Source organism: Pedobacter sp. 01T416_2, assembly GCF_056398925.1.
Genome location: NZ_JBFTQI010000031.1, coordinates 1 through 16,476, shown reverse-complemented (window position 1 = coordinate 16,476; position 16,476 = coordinate 1). Strand labels below are relative to the sequence as shown.

15 protein-coding genes are annotated in these 16,476 nt (G+C 38.5%); 10 read left to right on the top strand and 5 right to left on the bottom strand.

What is annotated here, in order from left to right:
• Window positions 1-839: TraB/GumN family protein (locus AC1DPQ_RS02835; protein ID WP_477607843.1), on the top strand; the 839-nt coding region annotated here is incomplete at its 5' end.
• Window positions 840-946: 107 nt separating this feature from the next.
• On the top strand, window positions 947-3,457 hold the full coding sequence (locus AC1DPQ_RS02830; protein ID WP_477607841.1) for a M1 family aminopeptidase: 2,511 nt from the start codon (window positions 947-949) through the stop codon (window positions 3,455-3,457).
• Window positions 3,458-3,592: 135 nt separating this feature from the next.
• Here AC1DPQ_RS02830 and AC1DPQ_RS02825 read toward each other — a convergent pair whose 3' ends face one another.
• Window positions 3,593-4,051: a nuclear transport factor 2 family protein gene (locus AC1DPQ_RS02825; protein ID WP_477583099.1), complete on the bottom strand. Its 459-nt coding sequence runs from the start codon at window positions 4,049-4,051 to the stop codon at window positions 3,593-3,595.
• Between the two features lie 250 nt (window positions 4,052-4,301).
• Between AC1DPQ_RS02825 and AC1DPQ_RS02820 the strand changes: the two genes are divergently transcribed.
• The 7 genes from AC1DPQ_RS02820 (at window position 4,302) to AC1DPQ_RS02790 (ending at window position 10,399) form a co-directional block, all read left to right on the top strand.
• Window positions 4,302-5,705, top strand: coding sequence for a tetratricopeptide repeat protein (locus AC1DPQ_RS02820; protein WP_477607839.1), 1,404 nt, complete (start codon window positions 4,302-4,304; stop codon window positions 5,703-5,705).
• 60 nt (window positions 5,706-5,765) lie between these two features.
• Window positions 5,766-6,533, top strand: coding sequence for a phosphosulfolactate synthase (locus AC1DPQ_RS02815; protein ID WP_131029432.1), 768 nt, complete (start codon window positions 5,766-5,768; stop codon window positions 6,531-6,533).
• Window positions 6,534-6,615: 82 nt separating this feature from the next.
• On the top strand, window positions 6,616-7,359 hold the full coding sequence (locus AC1DPQ_RS02810) for a shikimate dehydrogenase family protein (protein WP_477584658.1): 744 nt from the start codon (window positions 6,616-6,618) through the stop codon (window positions 7,357-7,359).
• A gap of 55 nt (window positions 7,360-7,414) precedes the next feature.
• A complete protein-coding gene (gene gldD, locus AC1DPQ_RS02805) occupies window positions 7,415-8,002 on the top strand; it encodes a gliding motility lipoprotein GldD (protein WP_477607837.1) in 588 nt (195 codons plus the stop codon).
• Between the two features lie 52 nt (window positions 8,003-8,054).
• On the top strand, window positions 8,055-8,693 hold the full coding sequence (locus AC1DPQ_RS02800) for an MBL fold metallo-hydrolase (RefSeq protein ID WP_477584656.1): 639 nt from the start codon (window positions 8,055-8,057) through the stop codon (window positions 8,691-8,693).
• Between the two features lie 88 nt (window positions 8,694-8,781).
• Window positions 8,782-10,017 (top strand): ABC transporter permease, encoded by a 1,236-nt coding sequence (locus AC1DPQ_RS02795; RefSeq protein ID WP_230143302.1) that lies wholly within the window; start codon window positions 8,782-8,784, stop codon window positions 10,015-10,017.
• Window position 10,018: 1 nt separating this feature from the next.
• Window positions 10,019-10,399 (top strand): hypothetical protein, encoded by a 381-nt coding sequence (locus AC1DPQ_RS02790; RefSeq protein ID WP_477607836.1) that lies wholly within the window; start codon window positions 10,019-10,021, stop codon window positions 10,397-10,399.
• Window positions 10,400-10,840: 441 nt separating this feature from the next.
• Here the strand turns inward: AC1DPQ_RS02790 and AC1DPQ_RS02785 are convergent, their stop codons facing one another.
• The 4 genes from AC1DPQ_RS02785 to AC1DPQ_RS02770 form a co-directional block, all read right to left on the bottom strand.
• Window positions 10,841-11,068: a DUF7336 domain-containing protein gene (locus AC1DPQ_RS02785; protein WP_477579026.1), complete on the bottom strand. Its 228-nt coding sequence runs from the start codon at window positions 11,066-11,068 to the stop codon at window positions 10,841-10,843.
• A gap of 75 nt (window positions 11,069-11,143) precedes the next feature.
• Window positions 11,144-12,817, bottom strand: coding sequence for a sodium/sugar symporter (locus AC1DPQ_RS02780; protein WP_477607834.1), 1,674 nt, complete (start codon window positions 12,815-12,817; stop codon window positions 11,144-11,146).
• 283 nt (window positions 12,818-13,100) lie between these two features.
• Entirely contained in the window at window positions 13,101-14,432 is a 1,332-nt protein-coding gene (xylA, locus tag AC1DPQ_RS02775) for a xylose isomerase (protein ID WP_477579030.1), read from the bottom strand.
• A 72-nt stretch (window positions 14,433-14,504) separates the two neighbouring features.
• A complete protein-coding gene (locus AC1DPQ_RS02770) occupies window positions 14,505-15,989 on the bottom strand; it encodes a xylulokinase (protein ID WP_477579032.1) in 1,485 nt (494 codons plus the stop codon).
• 191 nt (window positions 15,990-16,180) lie between these two features.
• On the opposite strand from AC1DPQ_RS02770, the gene AC1DPQ_RS02765 reads away from it, so the two are divergent.
• Window positions 16,181-16,476: tRNA-binding protein (locus tag AC1DPQ_RS02765; protein ID WP_477607833.1), on the top strand; the 296-nt coding region annotated here is incomplete at its 3' end.

Genomic DNA, 16,476 nt, shown 5'->3' with positions numbered 1-16,476 from the left:
GTATTACCCTTTCGGCACAAACAAAAAAGGCGACTAACTCGCTCTTGTGGGAAATTTCTGGTAATGGACTAAAAAAGCCATCCTATCTATTTGGCACCCATCATTTAATAGGGGCTAAATTTGCAGATACGATGAAGGTTCTGCAGGAAAAGTTTAAAGCTACAGACGCAGTAGTGGGCGAAATTGTAATGGATAGTACTATGCAAACTAAAATGGCACCTTTTTTAGTGATGAAAAATAATACACTGGATAGTTTATTAACAATGTCAGAATATAAGGAAGTAGAAGATTATTTCAAAAGCAAACAACCAGGTTTTGAATTAAAGCAACTGAACAATTTCAAGCCCGCAGTGGTAGCAATAACAATGATCCTTTTTGAGAACCCACATATGTTAAAAGATATAGGTAAAGGTATGGATGAGAGCTTTCAGAAATATGCCAAAAAAAATGGAAAATCTTTATATGGTTTGGAAACAGCCGAATATCAGGGGGCACTTTTATTTGATAGTGATCTGCAAAAACAAAAGAAAGCATTGCTAAAATCGATCCGAGAAGTAGATAAAAGCAAACAAAAAATGGAGGAACTGAAAACTTATTACATCACTCAGGATATAGACAAATTAACTGAACTCTTTAAAAATCAAGACAAGGAAAACAAAGAATTTATGACCGAGCTCTTAAAAAACCGAAATAAAAGATGGTTAGATCAGCTGCCAGCCCTAATGCAGAAGCAATCGTTATTTATTGTGGTTGGAGCGGGACATTTAGTTGGTGCTGAAGGTTTAATAAAAGGGTTGCAGCTTAAAGGTTACATTTTAAAGCCCGTAGCAACTAATTAATATTTCAATGTGTTTGTAAAAAACAAAAGAAAGGGAGCTACATTTGCGTTTTTACTTTAACACAAACATCAGTGTTCAAAATAAAACTAATTTGTAGAAACATAAAAATGAATAAAAAAATTATTGCCTGTGGTGTGATGCTGGCTTCTGCTTTTACGGCTAATCCACTTTTTGCACAGGATCAGCCCGTAGAAAAATCGAACAACTTAAATGTTTACCGTGTAACTGCAACTAAAGTTAACGATCTGGTTCATACCAAACTCGATGTATCTTTTGATTATGCAAAGCGATACCTATACGGTAAAGAGTGGGTTACTTTAAAACCTCATTTTTATGCTACCGACTCTTTAACCCTCGATGCGCAGGGAATGGATATTAAAACCATTGCATTGGTTGGCGCAAAAGGAAATACCCCGCTTAAATATGTCTATAAAGATAATAAGCTTTATATCACCCTAAATAAAAAGTACACCAATACCGAAAAGTATACAGTGTATATTGCTTACACCGCTAAACCCGATGAATTGAAAGTAAAGGGGAGTGCTGCCATAACCGATGCTAAAGGTTTATATTTTATCAACCCAGATGGTACCGATAAAAACAAACCAACACAGATCTGGACACAGGGTGAAACTGAATCATCTTCGGCTTGGTTTCCAACTATCGATAAACCTGATCAGAAAACTACCGAAGAGATTTCGATAACGGTAAAATCGAAATACACAACGCTTTCTAACGGAAAATTAGTGAGCCAGAAAGCCAATGCAGATGGAACAAGGACCGATACCTGGAAAATGGATCTGCCACATTCGCCATATTTATTTATGATGGCAGTAGGCGAATTCAAAATCACAAAAGATACCTATAAAAGTAAGGAAGTAAGTTATTACCTGGAGCCAAAATTTGCGCCCTATGCCAAGCAGATTTTTGGCAAAACACCTGATATGATCCAGTTTTACAGCAATTTGTTAGGTGTAGATTATCCATGGAACAAATATGCGCAGGTGGTAGCCAGAGATTACGTTTCGGGCGCAATGGAAAATACTACGGCTACATTACACGGCGAACAGGTACAGAAAACAGATCGCGAGTTATTGGATGAAAATGAAGAAGGAACCATTGCACATGAACTTTTTCACCAATGGTTTGGTGATTATGTGACCGCAGAGTCGTGGTCTAACTTAACCATGAACGAATCTTTTGCCACCTTTGGTGAAGTGATCTGGCACGGACATGATGCCGGGCAAGATGCAGAAGACAAATCACGTTACGATAAATTACAATCTTATTTAGGATCGACCAAAAAAGGAGAAAGCCCTGTTTTAGCCCGCTTTTATTATGGCGACAAGGAAGATATGTTCGATAACATCAGCTATGCTAAAGGATCGATTATTTTATATGCCCTAAAAAATCAAATGGGCGATGCCGCTTTCTACAAATCACTTAACCGTTRCCTCACCACCAATGCCTTTAAAAATGGCGAAACACACCAATTGCGTTTGGCTATGGAAGAGGTTACCGGAAAAGACTGGAGCCCTTATTTTAATCAGTGGTATTACAATGGTGGTCACCCGGTTTTAAGTATTGATTATGGTTACGAAAACGGCAAGGCAACAATTAAGGTTAAACAAACACAAGATTCGAGCGTGCAGATCTTTACACTGCCGATCAAAATTGATATTTATGCAGGAGGTAAAAAAATCAGAAAGGAAATTCTGATCAATAGCCGAGAGCAGAACTTTAGTTTCGAGGTGAGTGCTAAACCCGATTTAATCGATTTTGATGTAGATAAAATTTTAGTGGGCGAAACCAATGATAATAAAACTGCTGAAAACTATTATTTTCAATACAAAAATGCGCCTAGCTATGCCAATAGAATCGAAGCCCTGCAGTTTATTATGCAGAGCAAAGCCAAAAGCGGCCAGCTGGTGTTGCTAGAAGGTTTAAAGGATAAATCGGCAGATTTACGCGCTTTAAGCATTGATGGGATTAACCTGGATGATGCTCAGATTAAAGCAGCAGCTTTACCGGTTTTACTTCAGATGGCCAAAACAGATAAAAATACCGAAGCAAGATCAGCTGCAATTGTGAAATTGGCTGAAACTGGCGATCAGGCTTATAAAACTTTAGTGTTAGAAAGCTTAAAAGATAGGTCGTACAAGGTAATTGCTGCCGGTGTTGATGGTTTAGCCAAACTGGCCCCACAAGAGAGCATTGCGGCTTTAGCATCGTTAGATGAAGATACGAAAGCGCATATAGCACCTTCTATTGCAACGTTATATATCGACGAACCAAAAGATGAATATCAGGCATTTTATGATAACATTATGCTTACAGGCGATAGGAATAGTGTTTTTGCAGTGGTTGGCCAATATTTTCAGTATCTGAGAGCCAACAATAATCCTGTAGTTACCGAAAAAGGTATTAAAAACATTGCTGGCGCCATTGAAAGATTAAAATTACAATCTTATTTAAACAAGCAACTTGCGGGTGCTTATACTGCAGCTGCGCAGGCTAAAACACAACAAGCTGCCGCAGTAAGCGGAGAGGCTAAAACAAACCTGAGCAAACAGGCCGAATTATTTAAAAAAGGCGCAGCTGATTTAGAGAAAGAATAATAATTAACATAGTTATGTGTCGATGCGTCATTCCCAACTTGATTGGGAATCTTAATGCAGTGAGCTTTAAGATTCCCACCTGTGTGGGAATGACGATCGTTCTTTTACAATCTGCCAAAGCTGGCTATTTGGCCTTTAAGGATTACATCCCTCTTTTCTCCTGGTATCAATAATATAAACAATTTGCCAGCCCTTGTCTCCTTTTACCAGCTGAAAGGAATTTACCCCACAATGACTAAATTTTTCGCCCAGATAAAATTTATAGTCTGTCCAAACAGAAGCCAAAGGACCATCGATTAATATTTTGGTAAACACAATACGCTCATCGTATTTTTCCTGGTGTGGAGTGCCGATAAATTTGATAAAGTCGTTAACAGATTCCGTGCGTATATTCACCTTACCTTCTTTGTTAACTATGGTTTGCATAATCGCTGCAGGTGCAAAGGCGGTTCTTGTTAAAGTGCTGTCTTCAGTCTTCATACCGGTAAAAAGGTTATTTATAATTTTTTTGACGGCACTTTCTTCATCGCTTTGCGCAAAGGTATTTGTAGCAAAACCTAATAAAAACAGGGCAAAAATGACTAATCCTTTCATGACTTCTTAATTACGTATATACCATAAATTTATAGTATTTTTGTCAAAGAAGGGAAAAGGAACCGCGATGTTGCAAAAAATCTATCGATTATCCACACATCTTAATCACAGTCAATACGCTTTATAGTCAGCTATTTACGCTGTTTTCGCCAGTTGATGTTAATAATTATTTTAAAAACGGATAATTAAAACTTGTAAACTTATAATGTGTTTTTCTGCTAATTGGCACGGTTCTTTAATAGTATAATATATGGAAGAAGAATTCTTTTTTGAATCCAACGAAGATGCACAACGCTCGGTAGAACGTTACGAAGAAATGCTCCGCAACCAGGATCAGTATTTCTTCGATGCAGGGGCATTCGAATACATTGTAGATTTCTACATTGAGAAAAATGATCCGGTCAAAGCTTTGCAGGTTGTTGATTTTGCAATCAGTCAGCACCCTTATGCAACAGTGTTTTTAATCAAACAGGCTCATCTTTACATTTTAACCAACAATAACGAAAAGGCTTTTATTGCCTTGCAAAAGGCTGAGCTTTTAGAGCCGTCAGAACCAGATATTTATTTGCTCCGCGGTAATATTTTTCAAAATACCGAACGTTTTGACGAGGCTTTGGAAAATTATGAGAAAGCTTTAGGGCTGGCTGAAAGTACCGATGAGATTTTATTACAGATGGCTTATGTTTACCAGAGCATGAGTGATTATGAAAGCGCCATTACCTATATTAAACTCAGTTTAGAGCAGAATATGGAGAACCAGGATGGTTTATATGAGCTGGCTTTCTGTTACGATGTGTTAGATAAACAAGAAGAAAGTATTAAGTTTTATCAGCAATACATCGATACCGATCCGTATTCATATGCGGCATGGTATAATTTGGGCAACAGTTTCCACAAGCTGAATCTTTTCGAAAAAGCGATCGATGCTTACGATTATGCGATCCTGATCAAAGAAGATTTTAGCTCTGCGTATTTCAATAAAGGTAATGCGCTGGTTCAGCTCGATAAATATGATGAGGCGATAGATGTTTATAAACAGACTTTCGAATACGAACAGCCTAATGCCGATACCTATTGTGCCATTGGCGAATGTTACGAGAAACTGGAGAAAATGGACGAAGCCCGTTCTTACTACAAAAAATCGGTAAAAATGGATCCCAAAATGGCAGATGCCTGGTTTGGGATCGGTGTTACACTGAATTTTGAAGAACGTTATTTCGAATCGCTGCATTTTTATAAAAAAGCAATCGATTTAGAGGCCGAGAACCCTGATTTCTGGTTCGCTATGGCTGATGCTTATTATAAACTAGGCCAGATTGATGAATCGATCGAAGCTTATGAAAAAGTATTGGAGTTTAATCCTGTGGATATTGAAGCCTGGTTAGATTTTAGTACAGTGCTTTACGAGCAGGGAAAATTGCTGGAAGCATCAGAAACGATGGCAGAGGCGATCAAGAATAATCCGGAAGCAGCAGAACTGTATTATCGGATGGTAGCCTATCTTTTTGCCCAGGGGAATTATAGCGATGCGCTGGGATATTTGGAAACGGCTTTAACAACCGACCCCGATAAACACTATATTTTATTTGAATATTTGCCACAATTGCAGGATAATAGTGCCATTTTGAACGTTATAAACAGATATATTAGGTAACGACCTTGTGAGAAAAATTTAACAAATAAATCTCAAAATTTTTTTCACTTTTGTACGCATATGAATTATCCATTATTAAACGTTCCCGAACGTCCAGCTAAACCACGCCAAAAAGGCTTAACAATGGTTATGGATAAGGGATTGAGCCTACGCCAGGTTGAAGATTTTATTGAAGTTGCCGGCGTACATACAGATATCGTAAAATTAGGTTGGGCAACATCACACGTAACACCAAACCTTAAAGAAAAATTAGCTTTATATAAAAGTGCAGGCATTCCTACCTATTTCGGAGGAACGTTATTTGAGGCCTTTATCATCCGTGACCAGTTTTCAGATTATCAACGTGTTTTAGACCAGTATGGGATGGAATATGCAGAAGTTTCTGATGGTTCTATTGAAATTGAGCACGATAAGAAATGTGAGTTTATCCGCGAACTTTCTAAACAGGTAACCGTTATTTCGGAGGTTGGAAGTAAAGATGCCGCTAAAATATTTGCCCCATATAAGTGGATTAAATTAATGCAGGCCGAAATTGAGGCGGGATCGTGGAAAGTAATTGCCGAAGCACGCGAAGGTGGTAATGTAGGTATTTACCGTGGAAGCGGTGAAGTACGGGAAGGATTGGTTGATGAGATTTTAACCCAGATTCCTGAAGAAACCATTATTTGGGAAGCACCTCAAAAAGAACAGCAAGTTTGGTTTATTAAATTAATCGGTAGTAATGTAAACCTTGGTAATATTGCGCCAGCAGAAGTAATTCCTTTAGAAACCATTCGTTTAGGTTTACGTGGAGATACTTTTGATTATTTCCTGAACCAAACTAAATAACTCAACCCGCTATTGCGGGGTGCATAGTTAAATAAACCTTGCAGGTTTCAAAAACCTGTAAGGTTTGCTTTTTTTATAAATAATGAAAACATACGGCTTAATCGGATACCCACTTTCTCATTCTTTCTCGAAAAAATATTTCACAGAAAAATTTCAAAATGAGGGAATAGCCGATCATCAATATGAGCTTTTTCCTATTGCCGATATTAAATCACTGCCCGATCTGCTAGGTGAAAATCCATCGCTTTGTGGGCTTAATGTTACGATTCCGCATAAAGTTAACGTGCTTTGCTATTTAAACGAAGTAGACGAAGCAGCAGAAAAAATTGGGGCCGTAAATTGTATTTCGATCAAAAGTTTTGAAGGTGCGACCTATTTAAAAGGCTATAACACCGATGCATATGGCTTTGAAGAATCGCTAAAACCATTGTTGGGGCCGCAACACAGCAAAGCACTGGTTTTTGGCGATGGTGGGGCGGCGAAAGCGGTAAAGTACGTTTTAGAGAAATTAAATATCCAATATCAGGTTGTGGTACGAACGGCTGTTCAGGGTGCTATTCTATATTCGGAAGTTACACCAGAGATTTTAGCCTCACACCAGTTATTGATTAATACTACCCCCCTGGGGATGTCGCCAAATGTGGATACCTTTCCCGAAATCGATTACAGTTTAGTTGGGCCTGGGTATTTAGCTTACGATTTAGTTTACAATCCGCTGGAGACAGCATTTTTGGTTAAAGCTGCCGAGCGCGGTGCAGCAATTAAGAATGGTTTGGAAATGCTGTACAAACAAGCAGAAAAAGCTTGGGCAATCTGGAATAAATAATTTAACTTATCGTCATTGCAAGGAGGAACGACGACGCAATCTTTGATAAAATGTTATGAAACTAAAACAACTGATCTGCTTTCCCTTTGTGCTGCTTTTGTTTATAACAGCTTGTCAGAACCACGATTATAGCCCAAAGCCAAAAGCTTACTACAGGATTGTATTCCCTAAAAAAGATTATACTGTATTTACCAAGCCTGTCCCTTTTACTTTCAAATATCCAACTTATGCGGTGGTAGAACAAGATCAAAGCCGCGATGCCCAAAAGAATTGGTACAATTTACACTTTAAGCAGTTTAATGGCTTTTTGCATTTAACGTATTACGATGTTTCGGGTAAAGGCGAATATGATGAAATGGTAGAAGATGCCCGAAAACTGGCTTTTAAACATACCATAAAAGCCAGTGCGATTGATCAAAAACTCATCAATTATCCCGATCATAAAGTTTACGGCATTTATTACGCTATAGAGGGGAATACCGCATCATCAGTTCAGTTTTTTTTAACCGATAGTGCCAAACATTATTTTAGAGGAGCTTTATATTTTAATGAACGCCCACAATACGACTCTATTGAACCCGTTGTTAAATTTATTAAAAAGGATATCGATACCTTGATTTCTACCTTTAGGTGGAAAAATTAATTTATTATTTTGTCATCCTGCTTTTGGAAACAGGATTTTTTCTAAAATTTTTATGATCACAATAAAAACCTTCACATTTAACGCCTACAGCGAAAATACCTATGTGCTTTATGATGAAACCAAAGAATGTGTCATTATCGATCCGGGCATGTACGAAGGTTTTGAGCAAAATGAATTGGCGGCTTTCATTAAAAATGAGGGATTAAAACCTGTTTTATTACTTAATACACATTGTCATCTCGATCATGTTTTCGGCAATAAATTTGTGTTCGAAACCTATGGCCTAAAACCACAGTTTCATGCGGGCGAATTGCCAATTTTAAATGCAGTTCCTGGTTATGCACCGTCAATGGGCTTTGCCCGTTATGATATATCTCCTCTGCCCGATACCTTTTTGCCTGAAACAGGAACAATTTCTTTTGGTAACAGTACACTGACTTTAATTTTTGCCCCGGGGCATTCGCCTGCACACCTGTGTTTTTACAGTGCAGCCGATCATATTTTAATAGGTGGTGATGTACTTTTTTACGGAAGTATTGGCCGTACCGATCTGCCTGGAGGTAATCATCAGCAATTAATCCAAAACATTTCCGATAAACTTTTTGTCTTACCTGATGAAACCAAAGTTTATCCTGGCCATGGACCAGCCACAAGCATTGGTTTTGAAAAACAACATAACCCATTTTTTTAGCAGGATTAAAGGTTCATAATTGTTAAAGGCTTTACAACCTGAAGCCTTTTACCTTAAAACCCTCAACCTTTTATTTATCTTTGCCGCTGTGAATACATCGTTTTATATTGCCAAAAGGTATCTTTTTGCCAAAAAATCTACCAATGCCATTAACCTGATATCGGGGATATCAATGGTAGGTGTAATGGTGGGTAGCGCTGCATTGATTATTATCCTTTCGGTATTTAACGGTTTAGAAACAGTAGTATTGAATATGTTCGATACCATTACCCCACAAATTGCCATTACACCGGCTAAGGGGAAAACTTTTGATCCGAACACAGGCTATTTCAATCAGCTCAGAAAAAATAAAGATGTTGCCGCCTTTACCGAGGTGCTGCAGGAAAATGCTTTATTAAAATACAACAACAAACAAGCTGTTGGAATGGTTAAAGGCGTAAGTTTAGACTATTTGAAGAACACCAAATTAGATAGTACCATAAAAGAAGGCCATTTTATACTGCACAACAGAAGCGGCGATAATGCAGTAATTGGTTCTGCCCTGCAGAGTTATTTGGCCGTAAATACTGTCGATCCCTTTACAGAGCTGGAAATTTATTCGCCAAAGAAAGATATCGCTGCAAATAGCTTAAACCCTGCCGACGATTTTGTGGTAAAGAACATTCGGGTAAGTGGTGTTTTTGAAGTGCAACAAGATTTCGATAATGGTATTATTGTGCCATTGAATTTTGCCCGCGAACTTTTAGGCGAGGAGAAAAATGTGTCTGCAATAGAGATCAATCTTCAGCCAGGTGTTGATGTAGACGATTTTCAAAAAGAGGTAATCGAAAAAGCTGGTAAAGATTATGAAGTCAGAAATCAGGCCGAGCAAAATAAATCACTCTACCACATTTTAAACACCGAAAAATGGGCGGTATACATTATTCTTACTTTTATCCTGATTATTGCTATATTTAATATCATAGGGTCGTTAACCATGTTAGTAATTGATAAAGTGAAGGATGTAGCCATTCTGAGCAGTTTAGGCGCAGGCAAGAAATTAATCAAACGTATATTTTTATTTGAAGGAATGATGATTACCATGTCTGGCTGTGTGCTGGGCTTAATTATCGGCCTCATATTTTATTATTTTCAGCACACTTATGGTTTTATCAAAATGGGTGATGAAGTAAATAAAACGCTGGTAAGTTCTTATCCAATCGGATTAAAATGGAAGGATTTTGTTTTAGTTTTTGTTACTGTAGGCATCTTCTCATTTTTGGCATCTGCTTTGTCATCCAATTTAAGTGTTAAAAAGATAGATCAAATTAATCAAACTATATAAAATGAAGTTATTTAAACAAGCAATTGTATTTGTTGTGATCCTTGGCGTAGCCGCTACAGCTTGTAGAAACGATAAAGCCGAGGGAGAAAAAAGTAATCTGAAAACGGTTAAAGGTTTATATAGTTTTGGCCCTGAAATGAAGTCTTTTACCTTATGTGAAGATGGGCGTGAGTATTGGGTTAAAGACAGTGTAAGAAATTTAGAGCTCTCTTATAGTAACCTGGGGTTCGAAAAGCCTTACGAGCCAGTATACGTAGAATTAGAAGGTTATTTCGCAAAGTCTGATACGGCTACAGTTTCACCTGATTTCGATTCTACCCTGGTGGTGATGAAAGTGCTTAAAATCAGTAAAGAAATCCCTGACGGACCTTGTTCGCAATAATTCATCCAAAACCTACAGGAGTCGTCATGCTGTCCCGAATCTTCGGGATCAAACACCTTGGTTCGTGTCTCCACGAACTAAACCAATGGTTTAGATAAATAGCTTATACAATTGTTAGATTGAAAGCCTAGCGTTTTAAGATAGTTTTTTCTTGAAGCGCAATTGCAGTACTAGTCGGTTACGGCATTCCTGCTTTCCGTTACAAGTCCTCTCCCGATGAAAAATCGGGATGCGGGCTTTTCACTTCAATCAGGGCTAATTTTCAGCGCTTTTACTGCTATTGATGGTTTGGAGCGCAATTTCGCAACGCCCTGCAACCACAAATAGTAGCACCTTCTCTGCCACCTAAACCTGATCGGAGTGGTTCTGATCCTTCATCAGAAAGAACGCAGAGCAGGATGATTTTGGCCTAATTGCTGCTGCACTTGCTTTCCAAATTATTTAACGAATGATCGTGATAAAACCAGAAGTCCACCCATCTTTGTTCAGTTTGTTAATAGCTATTTCAAACCCTTCTTTTGCATCTCTAAACCCTTCCAAAAGTTCCGCTCTGGCCTGTGCAGCTTCGGCAAGCTCCATGGAGGTATATACTCCGATCAGTTTAAAATCCTCGCCACCATCAAGCTTCTCATCAATATGCGTGTGCCACAATAGATAAACAAATTCCATGTTCTAATTTAATTTAACAAAAAAAGCTTTCCTGTTTCCAGAAAAGCTTTAGAAATTATAATAAAAAGATATCTTCTACCAGTATATACTGTAAAGGGCTACCAATAAGCCGATAATAATCAAAGAACCAACAGCGAAACCTGTTGTGGTTTTGAACATTTTCGAATCAATTTCCAGTCCTTTTGGATTAACACCGTTTTTGTTTTCGAACAAGCTGATAATTACCATACCGATAATACAGAATACGAATACAATACCCATTCTATCTAAGAAAGGGATTTCATAAATACCAGCATTTTTAACCGAGAAGCCCACTCCCGATAACCAGGAAAGATCGGTCCATGTAGGAAGAACCTTTAACAATAACGATAATCCGAAACCACCAATTGTTGCAAAAAGTGCTGCATTTGAAGTAGCTCTTTTCCAGAAGAAACCGAGAATGAACATGGCAAATATACCTGGAGAAACAAAGCCTGTGTACTCTTGGATATATTGGAATCCACCTTTTTTATCGATACCCAAATATGGTGCAATAATAACACCCAACACCATGGCTACAACTACCGCAATTTTACCGGTAAAAACAAGGTTCTTTTCAGAAGCATCGGTTTTTAATACTTTTTTGTAAATATCAAGTGTGAAAATGGTTGCAATACTGTTTGCTTTACCAGCTAATGAGGCTACAACTGCTGCAGTTAATGCTGCAAACGATAAACCTTTTAATCCGGCAGGTAATAAGTTTAACAGTACCGGGTAAGCACGGTCTGGATTAACAGATCCGTCCTGCAGCATTTCCGATTGGAAAGCCCCGTCTTTATACAATACATAAGCTGCAATACCTGGCAATACCACAATAATTGGCATTAATAACTTTAAGAATGCAGCAAACAAAATACCCCCACGGGCAGTTTTTAAATCTGCACCYAAAGCACGTTGMGTRATGTATTGRTTACAGCCCCAATARTTWARGTTYACAATCCACATACCGCCTACWARYACGCTTAAKCCMGGTAAATCAATGTAATTCTCATTTTCAGGTTTTAAGATCATGTGGAAGTGTTCTGATGCTTTTGAGGTCATAAGGCTATAACCTTCAAAAATACCTGAGGTTCCGTAATGGGTAGAAACCAGGTTTAATGCCAGGTATGTTGTGGCCAAACCACCCAGAATTAAGAAAAATACCTGAATAACATCGGTATAACCGATTACTTTCATCCCGCCAAGTGTAATTACGATGGCAAAAGCCGCAATGGCATACATACAGAAAGTCAAATCGAATCCAGAGATACTGCTAACAGCTAAAGCACCTAAATAAAGAATTGATGTTAAGTTTACCACTACGTACAACAATAACCAGAACACAGCCATAATCATGGCAACGGTTCCGTTGTAGCGTTGGTGTAAAAACTGCGGCATTGTGGCGATCTTGTTTTTCAGGTAAACCGGAATAAAAAAAACAGCAACAATAACCAGGGTAAGGGCAGCCATCCACTCGTAAGTTGCAATTGCCAATCCCATCTTAAAGCCCGATCCGCTCATGCCGATAAACTGTTCCGCAGAAATATTCGATGCAATTAAAGATGCACCGATTGCCCACCATGTAAGTGAACCTTCAGCTAAGAAATAATCTTTTGAGCCTGTGGATGCGGATTTTTTCTTATTGTAGATGTACAGACCGTAAGCAGCCACAATAACGAAGTACACCGCAAATACAATGTAATCCTTCGTGTCCAATAAATTGTTTTTCATTAATATAATAGTGGTTATTTGGTTTAGAAATCTAAATGTAGTAAAATCATAAATTAATCTCAGCTTTTTTTTGAATTAAAAAGTGTTAAAGTAACGTTTATTAATTTGGGCTGCTAAAAATTAACAGCTATTCTACTTTCCACACGCTACCGGATGGGTTAAATTAATGGAGGTCGCCCCAGTTTTCATCCATGGTCTGTGTCTCCACAGATCATTCTAATTAAATCAAATGCCCGTGGTCTGTGAATACACAGACCACTGAGATTACATTTATAAAAATAAATTAAATATACCTGTTAATTAAGTTTTCCAGGTATTCTTGCTTTCCGCTGCGTACCTCTGGTTCGCCGTTTTCTGCAGCATAATTTCTCAAATCTTCCAAACTTAGTTTGCCTTGTTCAAATTCGGCACCCTTTCCACTATCAAATGAAGCATAGCGGTCGGTTCTTATTTTTTTGTAATCAGATTTTTGAAGAATGGCATCTGCAGTGATTAATGCCCTTGCGAAGATATCCATGCCGCCAACGTGTGCATAGAACAGGTCTTTGGGGTCTGTAGAGTTACGGCGGATTTTAGCATCGAAGTTTACACCTCCACCCTGTAAGCCACCACCTTCTAAAATGATCAACATCGTTTCCGTTAGTTCGTTAATATCGTTAGGGAACTGATCGGTATCCCAGCCATTTTGATAATCGCCACGGTTTGCGTCGATAGAGCCTAATAAGCCATTATCTACTGCAACCTGTAATTCATGCTGGAAAGTATGGCCGGCCAAGGTAGCGTGGTTAACTTCTAAATTTAATTTGAAATCGGCGAGCAGATCGTATTGTTGTAAAAAGCCTTTCACCGTTGCCGCATCGTAATCATATTGATGTTTAGAAGGCTCACATGGTTTCGGTTCGATGAAGAATGTTCCTTTGAAACCCTGTTTGCGTGCATAGTCTTTAGCTGTATGTAAGAATTTTGCCAAGTGTTCCTGCTCACGTTTCATGTTGGTGTTCAATAAGCTCATATAGCCTTCTCTTCCTCCCCAGAACACATAATTTTCGCCACCAAGAGCAATGGTAGCATCTAAAGCAGCTTTAACCTGTGCAGCGCCGTGTGCCAGCACATGGAAATCAGGATTGGTAGATGCGCCATTCATGTAGCGCTTATGGCTGAATAAATTCGCTGTTCCCCAAAGTAATTTTACCCCGCTATCTGCTTGTTTTTGCTTGGCATACTCAACAAGGGCCTGTAATCTGCGTTCGTTTTCGGCAATATCGTCGCTATAATCTACCATATCCACATCATGGAAACAATAATAAGGGATCTGCATTTTAGTGATAAATTCAAATGCCGCATCCATTTTATCTTTTGCCCTTTCTACTGCATCTTTTTTTTCATCCCAAGGGAAAATGTGCGTTGCGCCGCCAAATGGATCTGCACCATTGCCGTTAAATGAATGCCAATACGCACAGGCAAATTTAAAATGCTCGTTCATGGTTTTGCCCGCTACTACTTTGTTGGCATCATACCATCTAAATGCTAATGGATTGTCACTTTCCAGGCCTTCAAACTTGATCTGCTCAATGCCTTTAAAAAATTCTTTTGCTCCTGTTACTACTTTTGTCATGTTATTTTGTTTTTTGGTTGGTGGTCTGTTGGTCAATAGTTCATAGTCGGTCTCGCCATGTACGATCAATCATTAACCAATTGCTAATTGTTTCTCTAATATTTTTTTCCAATCCTGATAAATGGGTTCGTATGTTGCCGAATGTTGAGGGATTAAAGTTTTAATTACTTCGTGGTTGTTAAAAGCTTCTTCTGCGCTTTTAAAGATGCCAGCCCCTATCCCAGCCCCTAAGGCTGCGCCTATACTGCCGTCGTTTTCGTAAAGTTCTACCGGAATGCCTGTAACGTCGACAAAAGTTTGTGCAAATACATCACTTAAAAAGAGGTTGGCCTTCCCAGCACGGATTACTTCAGGTTTCATGCCGTTTTCTCTCATAATATCCAGTCCATATCGGAAAGAAAAGGCAATCCCTTCTTGTACTGCCCTAAAAATATCTGATTGGTTGTGAAGATTTAAGTCGATGCCTAACAACTGGGCGCCAGTATATTTGTTGTTTAACATCCGCTCGGCACCGTTTCCGAAGGGGAGCACTTTTAAGCCATTGCTTCCTATTGGTGCTTTTAATGCCAGATTATTCAGTTCGGCATATGTAGACTGTGGTGCGAAATTATATTTTGCCCAACGGTACATGCTGCCAGTGCCATTGATACAAAGTAAAACGCCGGTATGTTTTTTCTCTTCTGAATAGGTTACATGTGCAAAGGTATTCACCCTCGATTGTTTATCGTAAGTAAGATTGTTGCTTACCCCATATATCACACCTGATGTTCCGGCCGTTGCAGCAACTTCTCCAGGCTTTAATACATTTAATGAAAGTGCGTTGTTCGGCTGATCGCCAGATTTATAGGCTACCGGGATGCTGGCTGAGAGGCCTAGAGATTCTGCAACATCAGCTTTTAAATAACCGTGTTCGGAAAATAAAGCTTTCACCTGCGGAATAACGTTGCCTGAGATTCCGTAATAATCTATTACATCTTTGGAAATTTCATGATTTTCAAAATCCCAGAAAATGCCTTCAGATAATGCAGAAATACTTGTTGTAATTTCTCCTGTTAATTTCATTGAGATGAAATCGCCCGGGAGCATTATTTTATCGATGTGGTTATAGATCTCTGGCTCATTTGCTTTTACCCAGGCCAGCTTTGAGGCTGTAAAGTTTCCGGGAGAGTTTAACAGGTGTTTTAGCGATTTCTCCTCTCCAATGGCCTCAAAAGCACCATTGCCTAACTCAACGGCCCTGCTATCGCACCAAATAATACTATCACGAAGTACGTTTTGGTCTTTATCTACTACAACCAGCCCATGCATTTGGTACGCAATGCCAATAGCTTTAATCTCTTTAGGATTAAATAAGCTTGTCGAATTTAATTTGAGAATGGCTTGCTGAACATTTTGCCACCAATCATCGGGTGATTGTTCTGCCCAGCCCGATTGCAAAGATTTAATTGCTGTTTCCTCTTCCGGGTATTGTGCTGTCGCAATGTTTTTCTGTGAAGCTACATCAACAACTGCAACTTTTATAGATGAGGTTCCTAAATCAATACCTAATAAATACATGGTTTTAAATTATTTTAATATTTGGCTATGCAAACGGTTGCATAAAGATAGTAGTTAAAATATAAAACGCAAATTTTTGTAACATTTATTCCATTTTATGCAATCGGTTGAATTGAATGCTATTCCTAATTTAAACTATAATTGAATTATTTTAATAATTTATATTTTTGCCGTTACATTAAAATTAAATTATGGAAGAGATTACCTGGAATGATTTCGAAAAGGTAGAACTGAGGGTAGGCACCATTTTAGAGGCTTTCGAATTTCCAGAAGCCCGGCGGCCTGCCTATAAAGTTAAGGTAGACTTTGGCGAATTCGGCATAAAAATGAGCAGTGCGCAGATTACCAAACATTATTCTTTGGACGAATTACCGGGGAAACAGATTGTAGGGGTGATCAACTTTCCGAAAAAACAGATCGGAAAATTTATGTCCGAATTTTTGGTAACTGGTTTTGCTGACGAAAACGGTGATATCGTATTGACTGC